Below are 17,612 nucleotides of genomic sequence, written 5' to 3' on the forward strand. Positions count from 1 at the left end.
TTTCAAGGACACGTGAATGACTGGTTCCGTCAATATCACCGCTGCGACCGCTGATCCGGCTCTGCTCGACCTGCCCTGGTCGTTGCCGCTTGAGCTGTGGCCCGACGATGCAATCGCCACTCTTCCCAAGGGCATTTCGCGCCACCTCGTGCGCTTCGCCAATCTCAGCGGCTTCGTCGTTGCGATTAAGGAGACCTCCAGCGAGCTCGCTAAGCGCGAGTACGAGATGCTGCGCACGCTGCAGAAACTCGACGTGCCGTGTGTTGATCCGCTCGCGATCGTGACGAACCGCACTGCGGCCGACGGCGAAGAACTCAAGTCTGTTCTGGTTACTCGCCACCTCAAGTTTTCACTCCCCTACCGAGCTGTGTACTCACAGAGCCTGCGCCCCGAGACCGCGCGCCGCCTTGTCGACGCCCTCGCGGTGTTGCTCGTGCGCCTGCACATCGTCGGCTTCTTTTGGGGTGACGTCTCCCTCTCCAACACTCTCTTCCGCCGTGACGCTGGCGCCTTTGCCGCCTACCTGGTGGATGCCGAAACCGGTCAGCTCTACGACCGCCTCTCCAACGGCCAGCGCGAGAACGACCTCGAGATCGGTCGCGTCAACATTGCCGGTGAACTCCTCGACCTTCAGGCAGGCGGGCGTCTCGAAGAAGACATCGATCCCGTGGAAATCAGCAACGGAATCGTCGCCCAGTACCGCACGCTCTGGAAGGAACTCACGGGCTCCGAGCGCTTCGACCACTCCGAACGCTGGCGCATCAACCAGCGCGTCGAGCGCCTCAACGCGCTCGGCTTCGACATCGAAGAACTCGCCATCAAGACCGAAGACTCGGGCACACGCGTGCGCATCCAGCCCAAGGTTGTGGATGCCGGACACCACTCTCGCCGCCTGCTGCGCCTCACCGGCCTCGATGCCCAGGAGAACCAAGCCCGCCGCTTGCTCAACGACATGGATTCGTACCGCGCCGCGTTCGACAAGCAAGACATGGACGAAGAGATGCTGGCCCACGAGTGGGCGGCGCGGGTATTCGAGCCGGTCATCCGGGCTATCCCCAAAGAACTGCGCGGAAAGCTCGAGCCCGCCGAAGCCTTCCACCAGCTGCTCGACCACCGTCGTCAACTGGCACAGGATTCCGGCCACGACATCCCGCTCGCCGAGGCAGTGAGCAGCTACGTCGAGAACGTTTTGCAGTTCCGTCGCGACGAAGCCACCATGATCAACCCGCCCACGGGAGCGTTCACGATGCCGATTACACTGCCCGGCGATGGCGAAAGCGATCTCGACGGTGATGACGACGGCGAAGACTGGCGACTCAAGGTCTAGCATGCCCCCAGCGGGCGATTGCCGCGGCGACTGTTAGCCGGACAGCAGTTGTTCCAGCCCGCGACCGGTCACGTGTTCAAACACGAGATTGGTCTCGGTGTGGGCGACAGCCGGATGACTGGCCAAGTAGGTCAACATGAAGTCTCTGAGCTCTGCCGCACTGCGCGCCGCGACGTGCAACAGGTAATCGTCTCCGCCGCCGGTGTGGAAGAAGGCAAGGACGCCAGGCCAGCGGGGCGCGGCACTGCGGAACGCATCCACGTCTTCCCGCACGTGCTTAACGAGCTTGATCGAGATGAGCGCTTGCACGCTCATACCGAGCTTGGCGACATCGATATCGGCGTGAAAACCGCGCAAGTAGCCTTCGTCGTGAAGGCGGCGCAGTCGCTGGGAGACAGTGGATTCCGAGACGCCGGCGGCGGCGGCGAGCGCCGAACCTGAGCGGCGCGCGTTGGTGGCCAAACTGGCCAGAATCGCGCGGTCAACAGAGTCAATGGGCAAGCTGTTGGGTTCGGTCACGGGAGCCTCCTCCATCGCAGCTTATGCGAAAAATGTCACATTTCGTGAAGAACCTGCATCGGGAGTTGATTAGAGGCGCACTTTCTGTTGTTATCTAGTCATGCTGCCTCACGACATCCATCTCGAAACCCTTGCTGTTCACGCGGGAATGGAGGGCGTGCAGGAATCTGGAGCCCACGTTCCCTCTATTGACCTCTCAACGACGAACCCGCTGCCCAGCGTTGAAGTCGGCGGTGACTCCTACGAGAACCTCGCCACGGGAAACCCCATCATCGACGGTCACTCCGCGGTGTATCAGCGACTCTGGCAGCCCGGCGTTGCTCGCTTCGAAGACGGCCTCGCGGCTCTTGAAGGCGCAGAAGCAGCCGTGGCGTACGCCAGCGGAATGGCAGCGCTCTCTGCCGTGCTGATTGCCATTGCCTCGGCCGGTCGACCGCACGTTGTGGGCGTTCGCCCGCTCTACGGCGGAACCGACCACGTACTCGACAACGGACTGCTCGGCACTACCGTGACGTGGGCCGATGCCGACTCGATCGCCAACGCCATTCAGCCCAACACCGGCCTCATCATCATCGAGTCGCCCGCTAACCCCACCCTCGAACTCGTCGACATCAAGAAGGTCGTGGCCGCCGCTGGCGCCGTGCCCGTTCTTGTCGACAACACGTTCGCGACCCCCGTACTGCAGCGCCCGATTGAGCTCGGCGCCGCAATGGTGCTGCACAGCGCCACCAAGTACCTCGGCGGTCACGGGGATGTCATGGGCGGCGTCATCGCCACGAGCGAAGAGCACGCCAAGGCTCTGCGTAACGTTCGCGCGCTCACCGGCGGGGTCCTTCACCCCTTCGCGGCATACCTGCTGCACCGCGGCCTGCGCACTCTGCCCCTTCGCGTCCGCGCTCAGCAGGAGACGGCCGGTGAACTCGCTCGCCGCCTCGACGGCCACCCCGCACTCGCACGCGTTCTCTACCCTGGCCTGCCCGGCCAAGACCCCGCTGGCCTCATCGGCACTCAGTCCGCTGGCGCTGGCTCGCTCATCGCGCTCGACCTTGCCGGAGGCTACGACGCCGCGGCGAAGTTCACCGAGGCAGTAAAGCTCATCACCCACGCTGTCTCACTGGGCGGCATCGACACGCTCGTGCAGCATCCGGCATCGCTCACGCACCGCCCCGTCGCCTCCGAGGCGAAGCCCGGCGCTGGCATTGTTCGACTCTCGGTCGGCCTTGAGCACGTTGATGACCTGATGAACGACATCACGGCAGCCCTCGACGCTGTCACCAGCAGCTAGCGTCACTCGCCGCAACGCGAAGAGCCGCTGTCCCCGACGGGGCAGCGGCTCTTCGGCTGTGCAGCGGCTCTTCGGCTGTGCAGCGGCTCTTCGGCTGTGCAGCGGCTCTTCGGCTGTGTAGCTCAGGCTGGGCCTGAGACGGTGCTACTTCTTGAGACTGTGCTACTTCTTCTTGCGAGCAGCAGCACGCAGCTTCGAGATTTCGTAGAGCGTGACACTGGCTGCGATACCGGCGTTCAGCGACTCGGTGGAAGCGCTGATCGGAATCGAGACAATGGCGTCGCAGTTCTCGGTAACGAGCCGCGAAAGGCCCTTACCTTCGCTACCCACGACGATCAGCACGGGCTCTTTTGCCAGCGGCAACGATGGAAGCGACAGGTCGCCGTCTCCGTCGAGACCGAGCACGAAGACGCCGCGCTTCTTGTATTCCTTGATCATTTGCGTGAGGTTGTTCGCCATAGCAACGGGCGTACGAGCAGCAGCACCGGCCGAGGTCTTCCACGCGGATGCCGTCATGCCGACCGAGCGACGCTGCGGAACGATGACACCCTGGCCGCCAAACGCGGCAACCGAACGCACGATGGCGCCGAGATTGCGGGGGTCAGTGATGCCGTCGAGAGCGACGAGCAGCGGAACTTGGCCGCGCGACTCGACCTTGTCGAGAAGTTCCATCGGGTGCGCATACTCGTACGGCGGCACCTTGAGAGCAACGCCTTGGTGCACGGAGTCGAATCCGGCGAGGCGGTCGAGTTCTGGACGCATCACTTCGAGCACAGCAATGCCGCGCGCGGTAGCGAGCTTCAAAATCTCCTTGACGCGGTCATCGAACTCGATGCGCGCTGCCATGTAGAGAGTGTGAGCAGGAATCTTGGCACGCAGGGCCTCGAGCACGGAGTTGCGGCCGGTGACCATCTCCGACTCATCCGCCGACTTCGCTACGCGCGACTGTCCGCCACGGTTTGAGGGCTGCTGCGGAGCGCCCGACGGCTTTCCGCCCGAGCGACGCGTTCCGCCGGCAGCTTCGTAGCGCTCGGCGGCAGCCTTGCGCTTGCCCGCGGGGTGGTACGGACGATCTTCTGCTTTAGGGGTGGGCTTGCGGCCTTCGAGAGCCTGACGTCCCTGGCCTCCCGAGCCGACCTGGGGGCCCTTGCGGCCCTTGCGTACCGCTCCTGCGCGGGGTGTGTTACCTGGGTTTTTCACGAGTGTTGCTCCTGTCGGAAGCGCCGATCAGTCACGGCAAGCTCCAATGCGATCCGGTCGAGTCATCTTCTAGAGTGATGCCCGCCGCTGATAGTTCATCACGGATTCGGTCTGCAACAGCGAAGTCTTTCGCCGCGCGGGCCGTATTACGATCCTCAATGAGCGTGTCAACCAGTGCTGATAATGCAGCAACAGCCGGTTCTGAACGATCAGAACCCCATCGTGGATCAAGTGGGTTGATACCCAAAACCTGTGCCATAGCGATCACTTGCGAACGCGCTGTAGCGACCGTTGCAAGATCCCCATCGTCGAGGGCGGCATTGCCCGAACGAATCGTTTCGTGCACTACCGCGAGCGCTTGCGGCACCGCAAGGTCGTCATCCATCGCTTCGCCAAATGCCTCGGGCACCTCGTTGGTGTTCGCAGTATCAAAGCGAGTGTCACGCAGTCGGCGCGACGCCCGCTCGATGAACACCTCAAGGCGCTCAAAGGCGGCCTCAGCTTCTGCAAGCGACGTGTCAGTGTAGTCGATTGTGGAGCGGTAATGTGCAGCACCGAGCAAATAGCGCACCACTATCGGGCGGGCAGCATCCAAAAGGTCGCGGGCAAACACCGAATTGCCGAGTGATTTTGACATCTTCTGGCCGTTGACGTTGACCATGCCGTTGTGCACCCAGTGCCGTGCAAACTCATCGCCGAGCGCTGTTGACTGGGCAAGCTCGTTCTCATGGTGCGGGAACCGCAGGTCGAGCCCCCCACCGTGGATGTCGAACGCTCCACCCAAATAGCGGCGCGACATGGCGGAGCACTCAATGTGCCAGCCGGGGCGACCATCGCCCCACGGCGATGACCAGGATGCCGAAGTGGGCTCGGTGGGCTTGCTGCCCTTCCAGAGTGCAAAATCGCGAGCATCGCGCTTGGCGCGCGGATCGGCATCCGAGGCAGCAACCATATCGTCGAGCTTCTGACGGGTGAGCTCACCGTAGGAGGGCCACGACTGGGTATCGAAGTAGACATCGCCCGAGCCATCGGTGGCGGCATAGGCGTGACCGCGCTCGATGAGCAGCGCAATCAGGTCGCGCATTTCGGAGATGTTGGCTGTCGCGCGCGGCTCATAGCTCGGCGGGAGGATGCCCAGCTCGTTGTAGCCCGCAGTGAAGTCGAGTTCGATTCGGTAGGCCAGAGCCCACCACTGTTCCGTCGAGCCCTCGGCTGCGGCATCCGCTGCCTTGCTCAGAATCTTGTCGTCAATGTCGGTGACGTTGCGCACGAGAGTGACATCGAGACCGCGGTAGGTGAGCCAGCGGCGCCAAATGTCGTAGACGAGCGCTGAACGCAAGTGACCAATGTGCGGGGCCGACTGCACCGTGGGGCCGCACACGTACATTCCCACCTTGCCCGGTTCGCGGGGTTCAAGGTCGACGAGGCTGGCGCTACGGGTGTCATACAGGCGAATAGTCACTAAGCAAGTTTAGCGACCGCCGCTGGGTATTACACGGTTGACAGCAAGCACGGGGCTTGAGAGCCCCGCGCTGCAGACGATTACTTCGTGTAGGTGTAGAAACCACGCCCGGATGCGACTCCGAGGTAGCCCTTGTCGATGTATTCGGTCTTGAGCCATTCGGCAAACTTCTGCGTCTTCTCGTCACCGTGAGACATGATGTTGTACGGGGTCGTGAGACCGATCACGTCGAAGATCTGGAACGGCCCCATGGGAGCGCCAGTCGCGATGCGCCAGGTGTTGTCCACGTCAGCAGGTTCTGCGTAGCCCTCGGCACCGAGCTCGGCTGCCGCGTTAAGGAACGGCACGAGCAGCGAATTGAGAACGTAGCCGGCCTTCTCCTTGTGAATCGGGATCGCCACCATGCCAATGGCCTTCGAGAATTCCACGACCGCATCAAAGACGGCGGGGTCGGTGTCGCTCGTACCCATGATCTCGGCAGTGTTGAACTTCCAGATCTGGTTAGCGAAGTGAAGCGCCAAGAACTTGTCGACGCGACCGGTCGAGTCCTTCATGTCGCTCGGCAACAGAGTGGAGGAGTTCGTGGCGAAAATCGTGTGTTCGGGGGCGAGCTTTCCCAGCTCGGCGTAGGTGGATTTCTTGAGGTCGAGAATCTCGGGGATCGCCTCGATCACGAGGTCTGCTTCGGCAACAGCATCGCCGAGGTCAGCCGAGAAGCGCACGCGAGTGAGTGCGTCCTTCGCTTTGCCATCGGCTGCGCCGTCTACTCCGTCGGCAACGTAAGTGTCTACGAGTCCGTTGAAACGCTCGCGAGCCTTATCGAGAGCGTCATCGTTAATGTCGTAGGCGACAACGTCGAAACCGCTGTACGCCGTTTGGAAAGCAATCTGTGATCCGAGCACGCCTGTGCCCAAAACTGTTACACGCTGAATGTTTGTCATTGCGCCTTCTTTCTCTCAGGTGCGGTGATCGACCGCTCCTCTGAACATACGCCTGCGAACTGTGTCTTGACTGGGTTTTCCGCGCAGCGCGAAACGCTTAATCCTTGTAAACGCTGGAAGTTACATGCACGAGTGTGTAGACGGCCGTAGAATGAGTGCAAATCAGCAACGAAGCATGAGAGAGGGATGGACCCATACCCAGTCCACGCAACCAAGCCATGCTTGTGAAAGCAGCCACTCTCTATTACCTCGAGGGCAAATCACAAGCCGAAGTCGCTCAAGAGATCGGCGTCTCGCGATCGAACGTGTCTCGCGTTCTCGCTGATGCCCGCAAGAACGGCATTGTTGAAATCCGCATCAACGACCCCTTCGGTCGCGCTCAAGACCTCGAAGCACAGCTCGTTGCTCGCTACGGACTGCGCGAATGCCGCGTTGCCCCCAGCACCGGCTCTGACAACCAGCTTTCCCGCGTCGGCGCGCTCGGCGCGCAGTGGCTCATCGACAACTTGCCCCGCGATGGTGGCGTGGCTCTCTCCTGGGGCTCCAGCGTTCAGGCTGTCGTCGACGAGATTCCGGATGATGCCTCCCACGAGAACATCGAAGTACTCCCCCTCGTGGGCGGGCTTTCCATCGTCGACTCCGCTCGCGACGGCAACGTCTTGGTGCGTCTTTTGGCCACCAAACTCGGAGCCCAACACCGCCGCCTCTACGCGCCCGCGGTTGTCGAATCGCTCGAATCCCGCGAGGCGTTTTTGCGGGAGCCCTCGATCACGGGCGTGCTCAATGCTTCTCGCCGAGCAAAGATCGCGATCGTCGGAGTCGGAAACGTCGGCAAGGGCGCGTCGAGCGCGATCATCGAGTCGATGAACCTCAGCCGCACCGAACGCAGCGAGTTCGCAGCATCCGGAGCAGTGGGTGACTGCTGCACGCGCTTCTTCGACCACGAGGGAAAACTTGTGGAGTCTGCCGTCAACGACCGTGTGATCGCGATCGACCTTGACGAACTCGGCAGCATTCCCACCGTGGTGGGCGTTGCTGCGGGAGCGCACAAGCTTGAAGGTACACACGCGGCGCTCACCGGCGGGCTCTTTGACGTGCTCGTCGTTGACTCTGATCTCGCACTAGCCCTGCTCAACCAGCGCTAGCCCACCGGGCGTCGCGCAGGTGTCGCGTACTGAGTGACTACGGCTTGAGCTGACGCCGAGCTAACTACTCGGCGGCGGAAGCGAGAAGCTCGGCGAAGGTTGCCGCGAGCGCTTCTGGCGTTGTCGCGGCGCTTAGAGTGTCGTGCCAGCCGTCGAGCTGGAAGACCCCGATGAGTTGCGACAGCATTTCTGCTTGCGCATGCGGTTCGGTCACGAGGATGAGAACGGCTACGCGAGCCGCCACGGTCGAGTCCGCTCCACCCATTTCGCCGAATTCGACGGGCTGCGCGAGGGTGGCGATTCCGAGCCCTGATTCGATGGCGTGCTCGACATCAGCGTGGGGAATTGCCACCGGAATGACCGTGGGTAGACCAGTGGGGAAGGCGCGTTCTCGCTCGAGAAGTGCTGCTTCGTAACTGGGGTGCACGGCACCAACCGCGAGAGCCTGCTGTGCGAAAGCGGAGAGCACTTCGGCGCTGTTGCCTGCTACGAGCCCCACAATGCTGAGGTCGGCGCGGGGCACGACGGGTGCTGCTGTGGGGGTCTCACTCATTGTTTCTCGTCCTTCTGGGCGCAGGTGTTAGTCAAAAAAATCTTGCCGTCTACACATTTGTATATCAAAGGTGCATAATTGTCACGAAGCTATCGCCCCGCGAATACATTGGAGTATTGAAAATGGCCACAAAACGCATCCTCGTGATCTGCGGCACTGGAGTCGCAACATCCACTGTGGTCGTCACTAAAATTCGTACATTCTGCGAATCCAAAGGACTCGACGCCAAGATCACTCAGGGCAAAGTAGCCGACACTCTGCGCGGCGACCTCGACGCAGACTTTATCGTGGCCACCACCCAAGTGCCCGATTCCGTTGGCATCCCGGTCATCGCCGGGCTCCCCTTCCTCACCGGAATGGGCCTCGACAAGGTGTTCGCCGAAATCGAGCAGCAGTTCGCCTAACCCGCGACACAAAACGGCCCGCGCCCCGCGCGTGGCCCGCAGCATCATCAGCTTGACGAGCACGCGCGCAGTACTGCCGCGCGCTCACTCCCCAGCCTCGACAAACCTCAGAGAATTGGACGTTCAGCGTTGAACATTATTGAAGATATTTTGACAAATATCACCAGCTACCTCACGGCTCTTGGAGCCTCCGTTACCCTGCCGATCCTCATCACGATCTTCGGCATGATCCTTGGCCAAAAGTTCAGCCAGGCACTGCGTGCCGGTGTGCTGATCGGTATTGGCTTCATCGGCATCAACCTCGTGATCGGGCTCATGGCCGGCACGGTTGGTCCCGCTGCTCAGGCCCTCGCCGTGAACCTCGGCGTGAACCTCACGGTTCTCGACGTGGGCTGGCCCGCGAGCGCAGCCATCGCCTTTGGATCCACCATCGGGGCGGTAATTATTCCTGTCGGCATCCTCGTCAACATGTTGCTGCTGTGGTCGGGCCTTACCCGCACGTTCAACATTGACCTGTGGAACTTCTGGCACTTCGCGCTCGTTGGCGCTCTTGTCGGAGCCGTTACGGACAACTTCTGGATCGGTATCGCCGCGGCCGCCGTGCACATGGTGATCGTTCTGGCTCTCGCCGACCTCTCGGCACCGATGATTCAGAAGTACTTCAACTTCCCCGACATCTCGTTCCCCCACGGAACCAGCGCGCCGTACATCCTGTTCGCGATCCCCTTCAACTGGGTCTTCGACCGCATCCCCGGCTTCCGCAACCTGAAGGCAGACCCGCAGACCATCGAGAAGCGCTTCGGTGTCTTCGGTGAATCGATGATCTTGGGTCTCGTACTCGGAATCATCATCGGTCTCGCCGGCTTCGGTTTCGACAACCCGCGCGAAGACTCCATCGCTATCCTCGTACTCGCCATCAGCCTCGCTGCCGTTCTGCTGCTTCTGCCGCGCATGGTCTCGATCCTCATGGAAGGCCTCATCCCGGTCTCCGACTCCGCTCGCGAGTTCGTTCAGAAGCGTTTCCCCGGTCGCAAGTTCTACATCGGTCTCGACACCGCTATCGCCGTGGGCCAGCCCGCCGTGCTCGCGACGTCGCTCGTACTGGTTCCGGTTACCGTGCTGATCGCTATTGCCCTTGCTCCGCTCGGCAACCAGGTGCTGCCGCTCGTTGACCTCGCCACGCTGCCGTTCATCGTGGCCATGATGGTTCCGATCTTCCGCGGAAACATCGTGCGCTCCGTCATCGGTGGCGCCATCGTTATTGCGATCGGCCTCTTCATCGCCACCGCAACCGCACCGCAGTTCACGGCCATCGCCGAAGCCTCGGGCTTCAGCGACACGCAGGGTTCGCAGCTCATCTCGTCGCTCGTTGACGGAGCAAACCCCCTGACCGGTCTGTTCTTCGGAGTAGCAAACCTCGGCGGCTGGACCATCGCGGTCCTCGCCGTGCTCTCCCTCGGATTCGCCTACTGGGTGAGCCGCCTCGAAAAGAAGCGCGACATCGTGCGTGCTCAGGTCGAAGCGGATGCCGCAGCCGCATCCGACGAAGAAGCAGCTAAGGCCTAACCAGGTCTAGCTTCGCCGCCGAAAGCCCCGCTCCCCCAGGAAGGAGCGGGGCTTTTGTGCGCGTCGAGAGCTCACGAACGAACCCTTGGACCGCCATCGGGCCAGTGACGGGCGTATTCGGCGCTCAGAACGGCGCACAGGGCTCGTCAGCTAACCGCTGCACCACACCCGTTAACGCACAGAAGGCCCACACCAATCGGTGCGGGCCTTCTGTGGTGATTGCTATTCGACGGTAGCGAGCAGTTCTGCGAGCTCGTCGAGCACAGTGTCAGCGCCCTCGTCGTCGGAAGCCAGCGTGACGGTTTCGCCCTGAGAGACTCCGAGCGAAATCACGGCGAGGATGCTGGCGGCGTTAACAGCCTTGCCATCCTTAGCAACGGTGATCTTCAAGCCGCTCTTGCTGACCGCCTGCGTGAAGAGTGCAGCGGGGCGAGCGTGGAGGCCCGAGGGGGAAACGATTGTGGCTGTGCGTTCTGACATTGTGTACCTGTTTCGAAACGTGGTGGACTGCGCCCCTTGAGGAACGCGGCTGGGAGGACCCGCGGGCGGGTTGCGACTCTAGAGCAAACGCTCCGGATTCGCGACGAGGTTCGTGATGGTCGCGAGCATGCGTGCGGCATCAGCACCATCCGCTACACGGTGATCGACGGTGAGACCGATCGTGCAGCTCAACCGCACACCGAAGGTCTCGTCGTCGAACACGCGCATGCGTGGCTTGACGGCGCCCGACGACAGAGCCGTCGACTGCGGTGGGGTCAATAGTGCGTTGAACGATTCCACGCCGAATCCGCCCAGGTTCGAGAATACGCTTGTTCCGCCGCCGAGTCGCGCGGGCGGCAGAGTGCCCTTGCGCGTCTCGTCCACGACACCGGCGATCTCAGCGACCAGCTCAGCAAGTGTTCCCTCGTGCGAGTTCTTCAGCACCGGTGCGAGGAGCCCCGATGGCGAATCGATCGCGAGGGCGATCCCGATGTGCTCGTTGGCGACGACTCCCTCATCAGTCCAGGTGCCATTGAGCGCAGCGTTCTCGGCCAGAGCGATCGCTTGAGCCCGCACAAAGAGTGCGGTCCAGCTAGCGCCACCGAGTGTGGTTTTACGCACGGCAGCCAACGCTGACAGGTCAAGGTCAACATAGGCAGTGAACTGCGGAACGAGAGCGGATGCCGTCATCACCTTGGCAACTTGCTTGCGGGTGCGCAGGCGGCGAGCTTCCACCGGGTCAACAGCCTTGGCCGGTGCAGCGGCAGCTGGAGCGGCAGCTGCAGCGGCCGCTGGAGCGGCAGCGGGAGCAGCAGGAGCAACAGGCGCGGCCGGTGCAGCAGGAGCCGCGACCGGAGCAGCAGCAGACGCTGCGGGGGTTCCGGCAGCAGCTGCTTCAACATCCGACAAACGAACCGTGTTGTCCGGCCCGGTCGGCGTGACCGACGAGAGGTCAACGCCGTGTTCGGCGGCGGCACCGCGAGCGGCCGGAACAGCGGGGATCCACCCGGTCTCGATGGGGGCAGGTACGGCAGTCGGAGCTACTTCCGCAGCGGCCGGAGCGGCAGCGGGAGCGTCAGCTGCGGGCTCGTCAAAGAGTCCACCGAGCAGGTCATCGGCCTCTGTCGTGATGAAAGCGATGGTGTCTCCCACCGCGTACACCTCATCGGGCTGGGCGATGATGCGAGCGAGTACGCCGTCGAAGGGCGACTCCACTTCCATGTCAACCTTGTCGGTCGCGACCTCACAGATTGGCTCCCCGGAACGAACCGAGTCACCCTCCTGCTTGAGCCACGCGACCATGGTGCCCTCTTCCATGGTCATGGACATCTTGGGCATTGTCAGAGGCAGCTCAGACATGTCACCACTTCCGAACGAGATCAGTGGCCGCCGCAACGATGTCTTCGACCTGCGGCACCGAAGCGCGCTCGAGCTTGGGAGCGTACGGGATCGGGATGTCGAGGCCAGCAAGACGCTTGATCGGCGCGCGAAGGTAGCCGAAGGCATCCGATTCGGAGATGATGGCAGACACTTCAGACATGAAGCCGAGTGTACGCACCGCTTCCTGCACGAGCAGAACGCGGCCGGTGGCCTTGACGGTGCGCAGGATGGTGTCGCTGTCGAGCGGCTTGAGCGTGCGCGGGTCAACCACGGTCGCTTCGATGCCGTCGGCCGCGAGAATCTCAGCTGCTTCGAGCGCGCGGCTCACTTCAACACCGGTGGCGATGATCGTGAGGTCCTTGCCCTCGCGGGGAACCGCAGCGACGCCGAGCGGCGTGCGGATGTCGCCTGTGCGAACCTCGCCCGAGGTCTTGTAGAGCAGCTTGTGCTCGATGACCATGACGGGGTTGGGGTCGTCGATGGCCGAGAGCAGCAGGCCCTTGGCGTCATCCGCCGTTGCCGGCATAACAACCTTGAGACCGGGGATGTGAACAAACCAGGCTTCGAGGCTCTGGGAGTGCTGCGCGGCAGCACCCGTTCCCGAACCACCCGGCGCGCGGATAACCATCGGAACGTTCACTGCGCCACCGAGCATGAAGTGAATCTTCGCTGCCTGGTTAGCGATCTGGTCCATGGCCTGAGCCGTGAAGTCAGAGAACTGAATCTCGACGATCGGGCGCATGCCCGTCATCGCGGCACCGACACCGGCGCCCATGATGCCGAGCTCGCTGATGGTGGTGTCGCGAACGCGGTCGGGGCCGATCTCGTTGATGAGCTCACCGGTGACACCGAAGGCGCCGCCGTAGGTTCCGACGTCTTCACCCATGATGAAGACGGCAGGATCCTTGGCCATCGCGATACGCATAGCGTCGCGAACAGCCTCGGAGTAGGTCATGGTTACGGTTTCGCCCGTCGCGGGCGCTGCGGTCTGTGCCGCGGTCGTCTCAATAGTCATAGTCGTTACCTTGCGTAGACGGCGGAAAGAAGGTCGTCAGCGGTGGCGTCCGGCGCAGCGTTGGCGCGCTGAACGGCACTGCGCAGTTCGGTGCGCACGTTGTCGCGAACGGCATCGATGTCAGCCTGCGTGAGGCCACCGGCGGCGAGAGCCTGAGCTTCGAACAGCGGAATCGGGTCCTTGCCGCGCCACTCATCGATCTCGTCGCGAGTGCGGTACAGGTTCTTGTCCGACTTCGAGTGTCCGCGCCAGCGGTACGTCTTCGCTTCGATGAAGGTCGGTCCGCCGCCGGCACGAGCGCGGTCAACTGCTTCCTTCGTGGCGTCGTAGACAGCCTGAACATCGTTACCGTCAACGGTCACTCCGGGGATGCCGTAGCCCTTCGCGCGGTCAGAAAGCTGGTCGAGATTGAAGGCCTTCTCTGACGACATCGACATGCCGTAGAGGTTGTTTTCGCACAGGAACACCACGGGAAGCTGCCACATGGCCGCGAGCACAACGCCCTCGTGCCAGGCACCCTCACCCATCGCACCGTCGCCGTGGAAGCTGACAGCAACCTGCTTGGTGCCGCGCATCTTGGCCGACAGCGCTGCGCCGGTAGCGATCGGAACGCCACCAGCCACGATGCCGTTGGCACCGAGGTTTCCGGTTGCGGTATCCGCAATGTGCATCGAACCACCGCGACCGCGGCAGTAGCCAGTCTCTTTCGCGAGAAGCTCAGCCATCATGCGCTCCATGTCGGCGCCCTTAGCGATGCAGTGGCCGTGACCACGGTGCGTCGAGGTGATGTAGTCGTCCCTGTTGAGGGCGAGGCATGCACCGGTCGGTACGGCCTCTTGACCGATCGAGAGGTGCATCGTGCCGTGCATCAATCCACGGCCGTAGAGGTCTTCCACTGCTTCTTCAAAGCGGCGGATCTTCCACATGGTGGCGAGGCTGGCTGCCGCGAGTTCGCGGTTCGCAACGATCTGCGTATTCATAGTTGTCACCTTTCTTAGGCGGAGAGCAGCGAAGCGAGAGCGGGAACCTGCAACTGGCCATCGGCCAGAAGGGCATCCTGCAGCTTGCGCAAAATCACGATGGTCTTGGTTTCGTCGAGCTGCACGTCGTCGTACGTGACGGCAGTTCCCTTGGCGACATCGCGGATGAGCGTGCCGGCCGATGCCAGACCGATGGGCAGTTCGCGACCAGCCTTGGCCTCGGCTGCCGGTACAGCGTCACCGTAGACATGCTCGCCACCGATGCCGTCAATCTTTTCGCCGACCTTGAGGTCGCGCTTAGCCGTGGCAGAAACGTCTGCGTTCCAGGCGATCGGAGCAAGCGACGGCTGGCGGTCGATCATGACCTCACCGATCGACAGCACTGCCTCGACGCTCGCGAGGTGGTACGGACGGTAGAACGCGAAGTAGGGGCCTTCACCGAGCTTGAGGTAGCTGAGCTCCTCGTGCACAACGGGGTCGGTTGCCTTAGCAACAACGAACACACCGGGAGCAACCGGGCCAGTGGCGTAGTCGACAACACCGCTGCGGTCGAGGATTCCGCCGTCTTCGATGGGCTTGAAGATGTCCTGCAGGGTCGGCACCGTTGCGGCCGGTCCGTGCATCGAACGCTTCGTGAGCTCGAGGTCTGCCGCGTTAGCGAGGGCAGCCATCTCGATCATGGTCTTGGTTCCATCGACGAAGCTGCACAGCATCCGCGGGTTCATACCCTTGGTCTTTGCTTCTTCTTCGAGGCTGCTGGGGGTAGCCGTCTCGTTGAGGGGGTTGTTCTTGCCCTTACCGGCGAGAACAACGTCGAGACCGATGTCTTCGACGTACTCGACGAGCTTGAGGCACTCAACGGGCTCATCGCCACGGCAGACCGTGTAGATGTTGCCGGTCTGAGCGGCGATGCGAGCCAGGAGGAGACCGACGGTAACGTCAGCTTCTACGGTCATGAGGGCGACATCCTTGCCACCGAGCAGCGAAGCGAGAGCGACCTTGGCGGCGATCTCGGGAACACCCGAGCACTCGATGACCATGTCGATGGGAAGCTTCGGAAGGGCGAGAGCGTCGTTGACGACAACGTGGCCGCCGGCTTCGATCGTGGCGGCGAGCGTCTCGAGGTCTGCTGACTGGTCGACGTCGGTGATGCCGGCGTTAGCGAGAGCACCTACGGCACGGTCAATTGCAATGTCGGCGACGGCGGTGATGTCGACGCCCTTTTGGCGAGCGATCTGGGCGATGAAGCCGGAGCCCATCTGGCCTGCGCCGACGAGACCGATACGAACGGGACGACCGACCTCACGCTGACGCGCAAGCAGTTTGTTTGTGTAACCCATGACTACCCCTTTGAAACCACGTTGATGCACTTATGTGCGCTTGTTAATCAAGTATGTGTATTTAGTATGCCCCGTCGGGAACGACGATGCAATGTCGGATGCCGAAACACCCGAACGAGTGATGTCGCTACTTGCGGGCTGCCGCTGCGACGTTGCGCTTGTACGTCACCCAGTACTGCTTGGTGGCGTAGTCCACGGCTGCGGTCATCATCTTCTCTTTGGTGCGCAGCGTTGCGGTGTCGAGATCACCGATTAGCTCGGGGCGCGGCTTGAAGCGCGCGAGAACGGTGCTGCCGACCATGGCCTCGGCGGCCACGATGCGGCTCGTTGAGGCATCAACGACCATGAGAACGATGGCGCCGCGGAGGAAGTGCTTGCCGCGGCCCGAGACCAAGAAATGGTCTTTCGCGCCAATGAAGCTTGTTCCGAGACGCTTAGTGGCACGCGAGTACGTGCGCTGTTGGAGGAGGCTAAACACAACGCTCAGAACGAGCGCTGCGATCAGCAGCAGTGCGAAGCCGGTATCCATGTCAACTACCTTCGATGAGCTCAATGGTGACGCCGGCGTCGGGCAGCGATAGCGTGCCCTTCGCGTGAATGGCGCCGGGGAGAATCTTCTGGCTGTCTTCTGGGTCGCTGTAGACCACGAAGTGGCCGAGCGTGCGGAGGTTGTTGGCCGCAATCTCGCCGACCTCCGTAATGGTGACTTCAGAGTCCCCCACCCGCAGCACGTCGCCCGGCTGGGGATCGCGCTGCGGGTGGTGGTGCGTGACAGTGTGAACGACACTTACCTCAGCCAGTTCGGCGGGGCAGGGTTCTCCGAAGAAGATCACCACTCCTCCGTCGAACATTTCGGTGGCGTCCGTTCCGATGGACGTGACCTCGCTGCGGTAATAGGTAGTCATTGCTGTCTCGCTTTTCTCTGCTGTTGCGTGTGGTGGTTGTACTGGCGGTGGTGCTTAGATCAGCGCGAAGCTTGCGCCCCACGCGATCAAGACTGCCAGCGGTGACGTGATCAGGCGAGAGAAGAGCACAGCGGGTACACCCACTGCAACCGTCTCCGGCTTGGCTTCTCCCAGGGCGAGGCCCACGGGCACGAAGTCACAACCAACCTGACCGTTGATGGCGAACAGCGTCGGCAGTGCGTACTGCACCGGCAGTGCGCCAGCGGCGATCTGTGTACCCATGAGTACACCGACGACCTGAGCGATAGCCGCGCCCGGTCCCAGAATGGGCGACAGGAACGGTAGTCCCGTGATCACACCAAGCAGGATCAGTCCGATCGGGTTCGAGGCCAACGGAGTCACTGCCTGCGCAATGAGATCCGAGAGTCCCGAGTAGGTGACGAAACCGATCAAGAGGCTCACATAGGCCATGAACGGCAGGATCGTCTGCAGCACGAGCTGAACCGTCTGGCGACCAGACGAGAGCAACGTGTTGATGATGTTTCCGATGACCGAACCGAAGCGCGTCGCGATGTTCGAGAAGAAACCGATGAAGCCGCCACCGGTCGTCGTCTGAGCCGTGAAGTGCTGAACGTTGCTCGTGCCGAAGGCTCCCGAGGGGGCCGGGCTGCCGATAGCAGCTTCGGATGCAGCGGATGCCTCAGCGGCGTGAGTCGCGAAGGCGTGCTCGCCATCAACCAGCTCAACGTTGTCAGTGCCGACAGCGGAAACGAAGACGTCGTCGGTGATGTACTTCGCGAGGGGGCCCGAGGGCTCTCCAGGGAAGACGTCGACGGTCATCATGCGCTTCTTGGGGTAGACGCCGATGCGGGCAGTTCCACCACAGTTGATCACGACAGCGACAACGCGCTCTTCGGGAATGCTGTTGGTGAAGCCGTCAACAGCTTCTGCACCAGTGAGCTCGGCGATCCGCGCAGCGACCGGGTGGATTCCGCCACCGGTAACCGAGAGAACGACGTTCTTTTCTGCGCTCGGCTCGAGGAGGAGCCCCTTGCCCCAGCCGCCGTTACCGGGCTTGACGAATACGTTTCTGTAGGTGTTCTCGCTCAT

General features: G+C 62.2%; 18 protein-coding genes. 5 read left to right on the forward strand and 13 right to left on the reverse strand.

Features of this window, described 5'->3' with window-relative positions; all coding sequences use genetic code 11:
* The first annotated feature begins 16 nt into the window (after positions 1–16).
* Complete coding sequence (locus ACWTV1_RS04740) at positions 17–1,327, forward strand: DUF4032 domain-containing protein (protein ID WP_498504326.1); 1,311 nt, start codon at positions 17–19, stop codon at positions 1,325–1,327.
* A 33-nt stretch (positions 1,328–1,360) separates the two neighbouring features.
* On the opposite strand, the gene ACWTV1_RS04745 is transcribed toward ACWTV1_RS04740, so the two are convergent.
* Complete coding sequence (locus ACWTV1_RS04745) at positions 1,361–1,846, reverse strand: Lrp/AsnC family transcriptional regulator (protein WP_498504327.1); 486 nt, start codon at positions 1,844–1,846, stop codon at positions 1,361–1,363.
* Between the two features lie 100 nt (positions 1,847–1,946).
* On the opposite strand from ACWTV1_RS04745, the gene ACWTV1_RS04750 reads away from it, so the two are divergent.
* On the forward strand, positions 1,947–3,131 hold the full coding sequence (locus tag ACWTV1_RS04750; protein ID WP_498504328.1) for a trans-sulfuration enzyme family protein: 1,185 nt from the start codon (positions 1,947–1,949) through the stop codon (positions 3,129–3,131).
* A gap of 162 nt (positions 3,132–3,293) precedes the next feature.
* On the opposite strand, the gene rlmB is transcribed toward ACWTV1_RS04750, so the two are convergent.
* From rlmB to ACWTV1_RS04765, 3 genes are all read right to left on the reverse strand, one after another.
* Positions 3,294–4,331 (reverse strand): 23S rRNA (guanosine(2251)-2'-O)-methyltransferase RlmB, encoded by a 1,038-nt coding sequence (gene rlmB, locus ACWTV1_RS04755; RefSeq protein WP_100388355.1) that lies wholly within the window; start codon positions 4,329–4,331, stop codon positions 3,294–3,296.
* A gap of 31 nt (positions 4,332–4,362) precedes the next feature.
* Complete coding sequence (gene cysS / locus ACWTV1_RS04760; RefSeq protein ID WP_498504329.1) at positions 4,363–5,793, reverse strand: cysteine--tRNA ligase; 1,431 nt, start codon at positions 5,791–5,793, stop codon at positions 4,363–4,365.
* An 80-nt stretch (positions 5,794–5,873) separates the two neighbouring features.
* On the reverse strand, positions 5,874–6,734 hold the full coding sequence (locus ACWTV1_RS04765; RefSeq protein ID WP_498504330.1) for a 3-hydroxyacyl-CoA dehydrogenase: 861 nt from the start codon (positions 6,732–6,734) through the stop codon (positions 5,874–5,876).
* Between the two features lie 224 nt (positions 6,735–6,958).
* Here ACWTV1_RS04765 and ACWTV1_RS04770 point away from each other — a divergent pair, with 224 nt between their 5' ends.
* The gene (locus ACWTV1_RS04770; protein ID WP_498504331.1) at positions 6,959–7,879 is read left to right on the forward strand and encodes a sugar-binding transcriptional regulator; all 921 of its coding nucleotides are present in this window, start codon (positions 6,959–6,961) and stop codon (positions 7,877–7,879) included.
* 64 nt (positions 7,880–7,943) lie between these two features.
* Here ACWTV1_RS04770 and ACWTV1_RS04775 read toward each other — a convergent pair whose 3' ends face one another.
* Positions 7,944–8,432, reverse strand: coding sequence for a PTS sugar transporter subunit IIA (locus ACWTV1_RS04775; RefSeq protein ID WP_498504332.1), 489 nt, complete (start codon positions 8,430–8,432; stop codon positions 7,944–7,946).
* A 122-nt stretch (positions 8,433–8,554) separates the two neighbouring features.
* Between ACWTV1_RS04775 and ACWTV1_RS04780 the strand changes: the two genes are divergently transcribed.
* On the forward strand, positions 8,555–8,836 hold the full coding sequence (locus tag ACWTV1_RS04780; protein ID WP_498504333.1) for a PTS sugar transporter subunit IIB: 282 nt from the start codon (positions 8,555–8,557) through the stop codon (positions 8,834–8,836).
* Positions 8,837–8,986: 150 nt separating this feature from the next.
* A complete protein-coding gene (locus ACWTV1_RS04785) occupies positions 8,987–10,402 on the forward strand; it encodes a PTS galactitol transporter subunit IIC (protein ID WP_205030316.1) in 1,416 nt (471 codons plus the stop codon).
* Positions 10,403–10,624: 222 nt separating this feature from the next.
* Here the strand turns inward: ACWTV1_RS04785 and ACWTV1_RS04790 are convergent, their stop codons facing one another.
* From ACWTV1_RS04790 to srlE, 8 genes are all read right to left on the reverse strand, one after another.
* Positions 10,625–10,882 (reverse strand): HPr family phosphocarrier protein, encoded by a 258-nt coding sequence (locus ACWTV1_RS04790; RefSeq protein ID WP_100388348.1) that lies wholly within the window; start codon positions 10,880–10,882, stop codon positions 10,625–10,627.
* A gap of 78 nt (positions 10,883–10,960) precedes the next feature.
* On the reverse strand, positions 10,961–12,241 hold the full coding sequence (locus ACWTV1_RS04795; RefSeq protein ID WP_498504334.1) for a dihydrolipoamide acetyltransferase family protein: 1,281 nt from the start codon (positions 12,239–12,241) through the stop codon (positions 10,961–10,963).
* Between the two features lies 1 nt (position 12,242).
* Positions 12,243–13,277 carry an alpha-ketoacid dehydrogenase subunit beta gene (locus ACWTV1_RS04800; protein ID WP_100388346.1) on the reverse strand — a complete coding sequence of 345 codons (1,035 nt, stop codon included), beginning with the start codon at positions 13,275–13,277 and terminating at the stop codon, positions 12,243–12,245.
* A 5-nt stretch (positions 13,278–13,282) separates the two neighbouring features.
* Positions 13,283–14,257 carry a thiamine pyrophosphate-dependent dehydrogenase E1 component subunit alpha gene (locus ACWTV1_RS04805; protein WP_498504335.1) on the reverse strand — a complete coding sequence of 325 codons (975 nt, stop codon included), beginning with the start codon at positions 14,255–14,257 and terminating at the stop codon, positions 13,283–13,285.
* A gap of 14 nt (positions 14,258–14,271) precedes the next feature.
* Positions 14,272–15,597, reverse strand: a complete 1,326-nt coding sequence (locus tag ACWTV1_RS04810) for an NAD(P)H-dependent oxidoreductase (protein WP_498504336.1) — start codon at positions 15,595–15,597, stop codon at positions 14,272–14,274.
* A 127-nt stretch (positions 15,598–15,724) separates the two neighbouring features.
* The gene (locus ACWTV1_RS04815) at positions 15,725–16,126 is read right to left on the reverse strand and encodes a transcriptional regulator GutM (RefSeq protein WP_341619327.1); all 402 of its coding nucleotides are present in this window, start codon (positions 16,124–16,126) and stop codon (positions 15,725–15,727) included.
* A 1-nt stretch (position 16,127) separates the two neighbouring features.
* Positions 16,128–16,502 carry a PTS glucitol/sorbitol transporter subunit IIA gene (locus ACWTV1_RS04820; protein ID WP_100388342.1) on the reverse strand — a complete coding sequence of 125 codons (375 nt, stop codon included), beginning with the start codon at positions 16,500–16,502 and terminating at the stop codon, positions 16,128–16,130.
* Positions 16,503–16,556: 54 nt separating this feature from the next.
* A complete protein-coding gene (srlE, locus tag ACWTV1_RS04825) occupies positions 16,557–17,612 on the reverse strand; it encodes a PTS glucitol/sorbitol transporter subunit IIB (protein WP_498477105.1) in 1,056 nt (351 codons plus the stop codon).

Source organism: Salinibacterium sp. VpJ6 (genome assembly GCF_059767345.1).

What these genes read in the sequence shown, in the direction of transcription:
- ACWTV1_RS04740 (WP_498504326.1), top strand. Translation starts at nt 17, where the DNA reads ATGACTGGTTCCGTCAATATCACCGCTGCGACCGCTGATCCGGCTCTG.
- ACWTV1_RS04750 (WP_498504328.1), top strand. Translation starts at nt 1,947, where the DNA reads ATGCTGCCTCACGACATCCATCTCGAAACCCTTGCTGTTCACGCGGGA.
- ACWTV1_RS04765 (WP_498504330.1), bottom strand. Translation starts at nt 6,734, where the DNA reads ATGACAAACATTCAGCGTGTAACAGTTTTGGGCACAGGCGTGCTCGGA.
- ACWTV1_RS04775 (WP_498504332.1), bottom strand. Translation starts at nt 8,432, where the DNA reads ATGAGTGAGACCCCCACAGCAGCACCCGTCGTGCCCCGCGCCGACCTC.
- ACWTV1_RS04780 (WP_498504333.1), top strand. Translation starts at nt 8,555, where the DNA reads ATGGCCACAAAACGCATCCTCGTGATCTGCGGCACTGGAGTCGCAACA.
- ACWTV1_RS04790 (WP_100388348.1), bottom strand. Translation starts at nt 10,882, where the DNA reads ATGTCAGAACGCACAGCCACAATCGTTTCCCCCTCGGGCCTCCACGCT.
- ACWTV1_RS04795 (WP_498504334.1), bottom strand. Translation starts at nt 12,241, where the DNA reads ATGTCTGAGCTGCCTCTGACAATGCCCAAGATGTCCATGACCATGGAA.
- ACWTV1_RS04800 (WP_100388346.1), bottom strand. Translation starts at nt 13,277, where the DNA reads ATGACTATTGAGACGACCGCGGCACAGACCGCAGCGCCCGCGACGGGC.
- ACWTV1_RS04805 (WP_498504335.1), bottom strand. Translation starts at nt 14,257, where the DNA reads ATGAATACGCAGATCGTTGCGAACCGCGAACTCGCGGCAGCCAGCCTC.
- ACWTV1_RS04810 (WP_498504336.1), bottom strand. Translation starts at nt 15,597, where the DNA reads ATGGGTTACACAAACAAACTGCTTGCGCGTCAGCGTGAGGTCGGTCGT.
- ACWTV1_RS04815 (WP_341619327.1), bottom strand. Translation starts at nt 16,126, where the DNA reads ATGGATACCGGCTTCGCACTGCTGCTGATCGCAGCGCTCGTTCTGAGC.
- ACWTV1_RS04820 (WP_100388342.1), bottom strand. Translation starts at nt 16,502, where the DNA reads ATGACTACCTATTACCGCAGCGAGGTCACGTCCATCGGAACGGACGCC.
- srlE (WP_498477105.1), bottom strand. Translation starts at nt 17,612, where the DNA reads ATGAGCGAGAACACCTACAGAAACGTATTCGTCAAGCCCGGTAACGGC.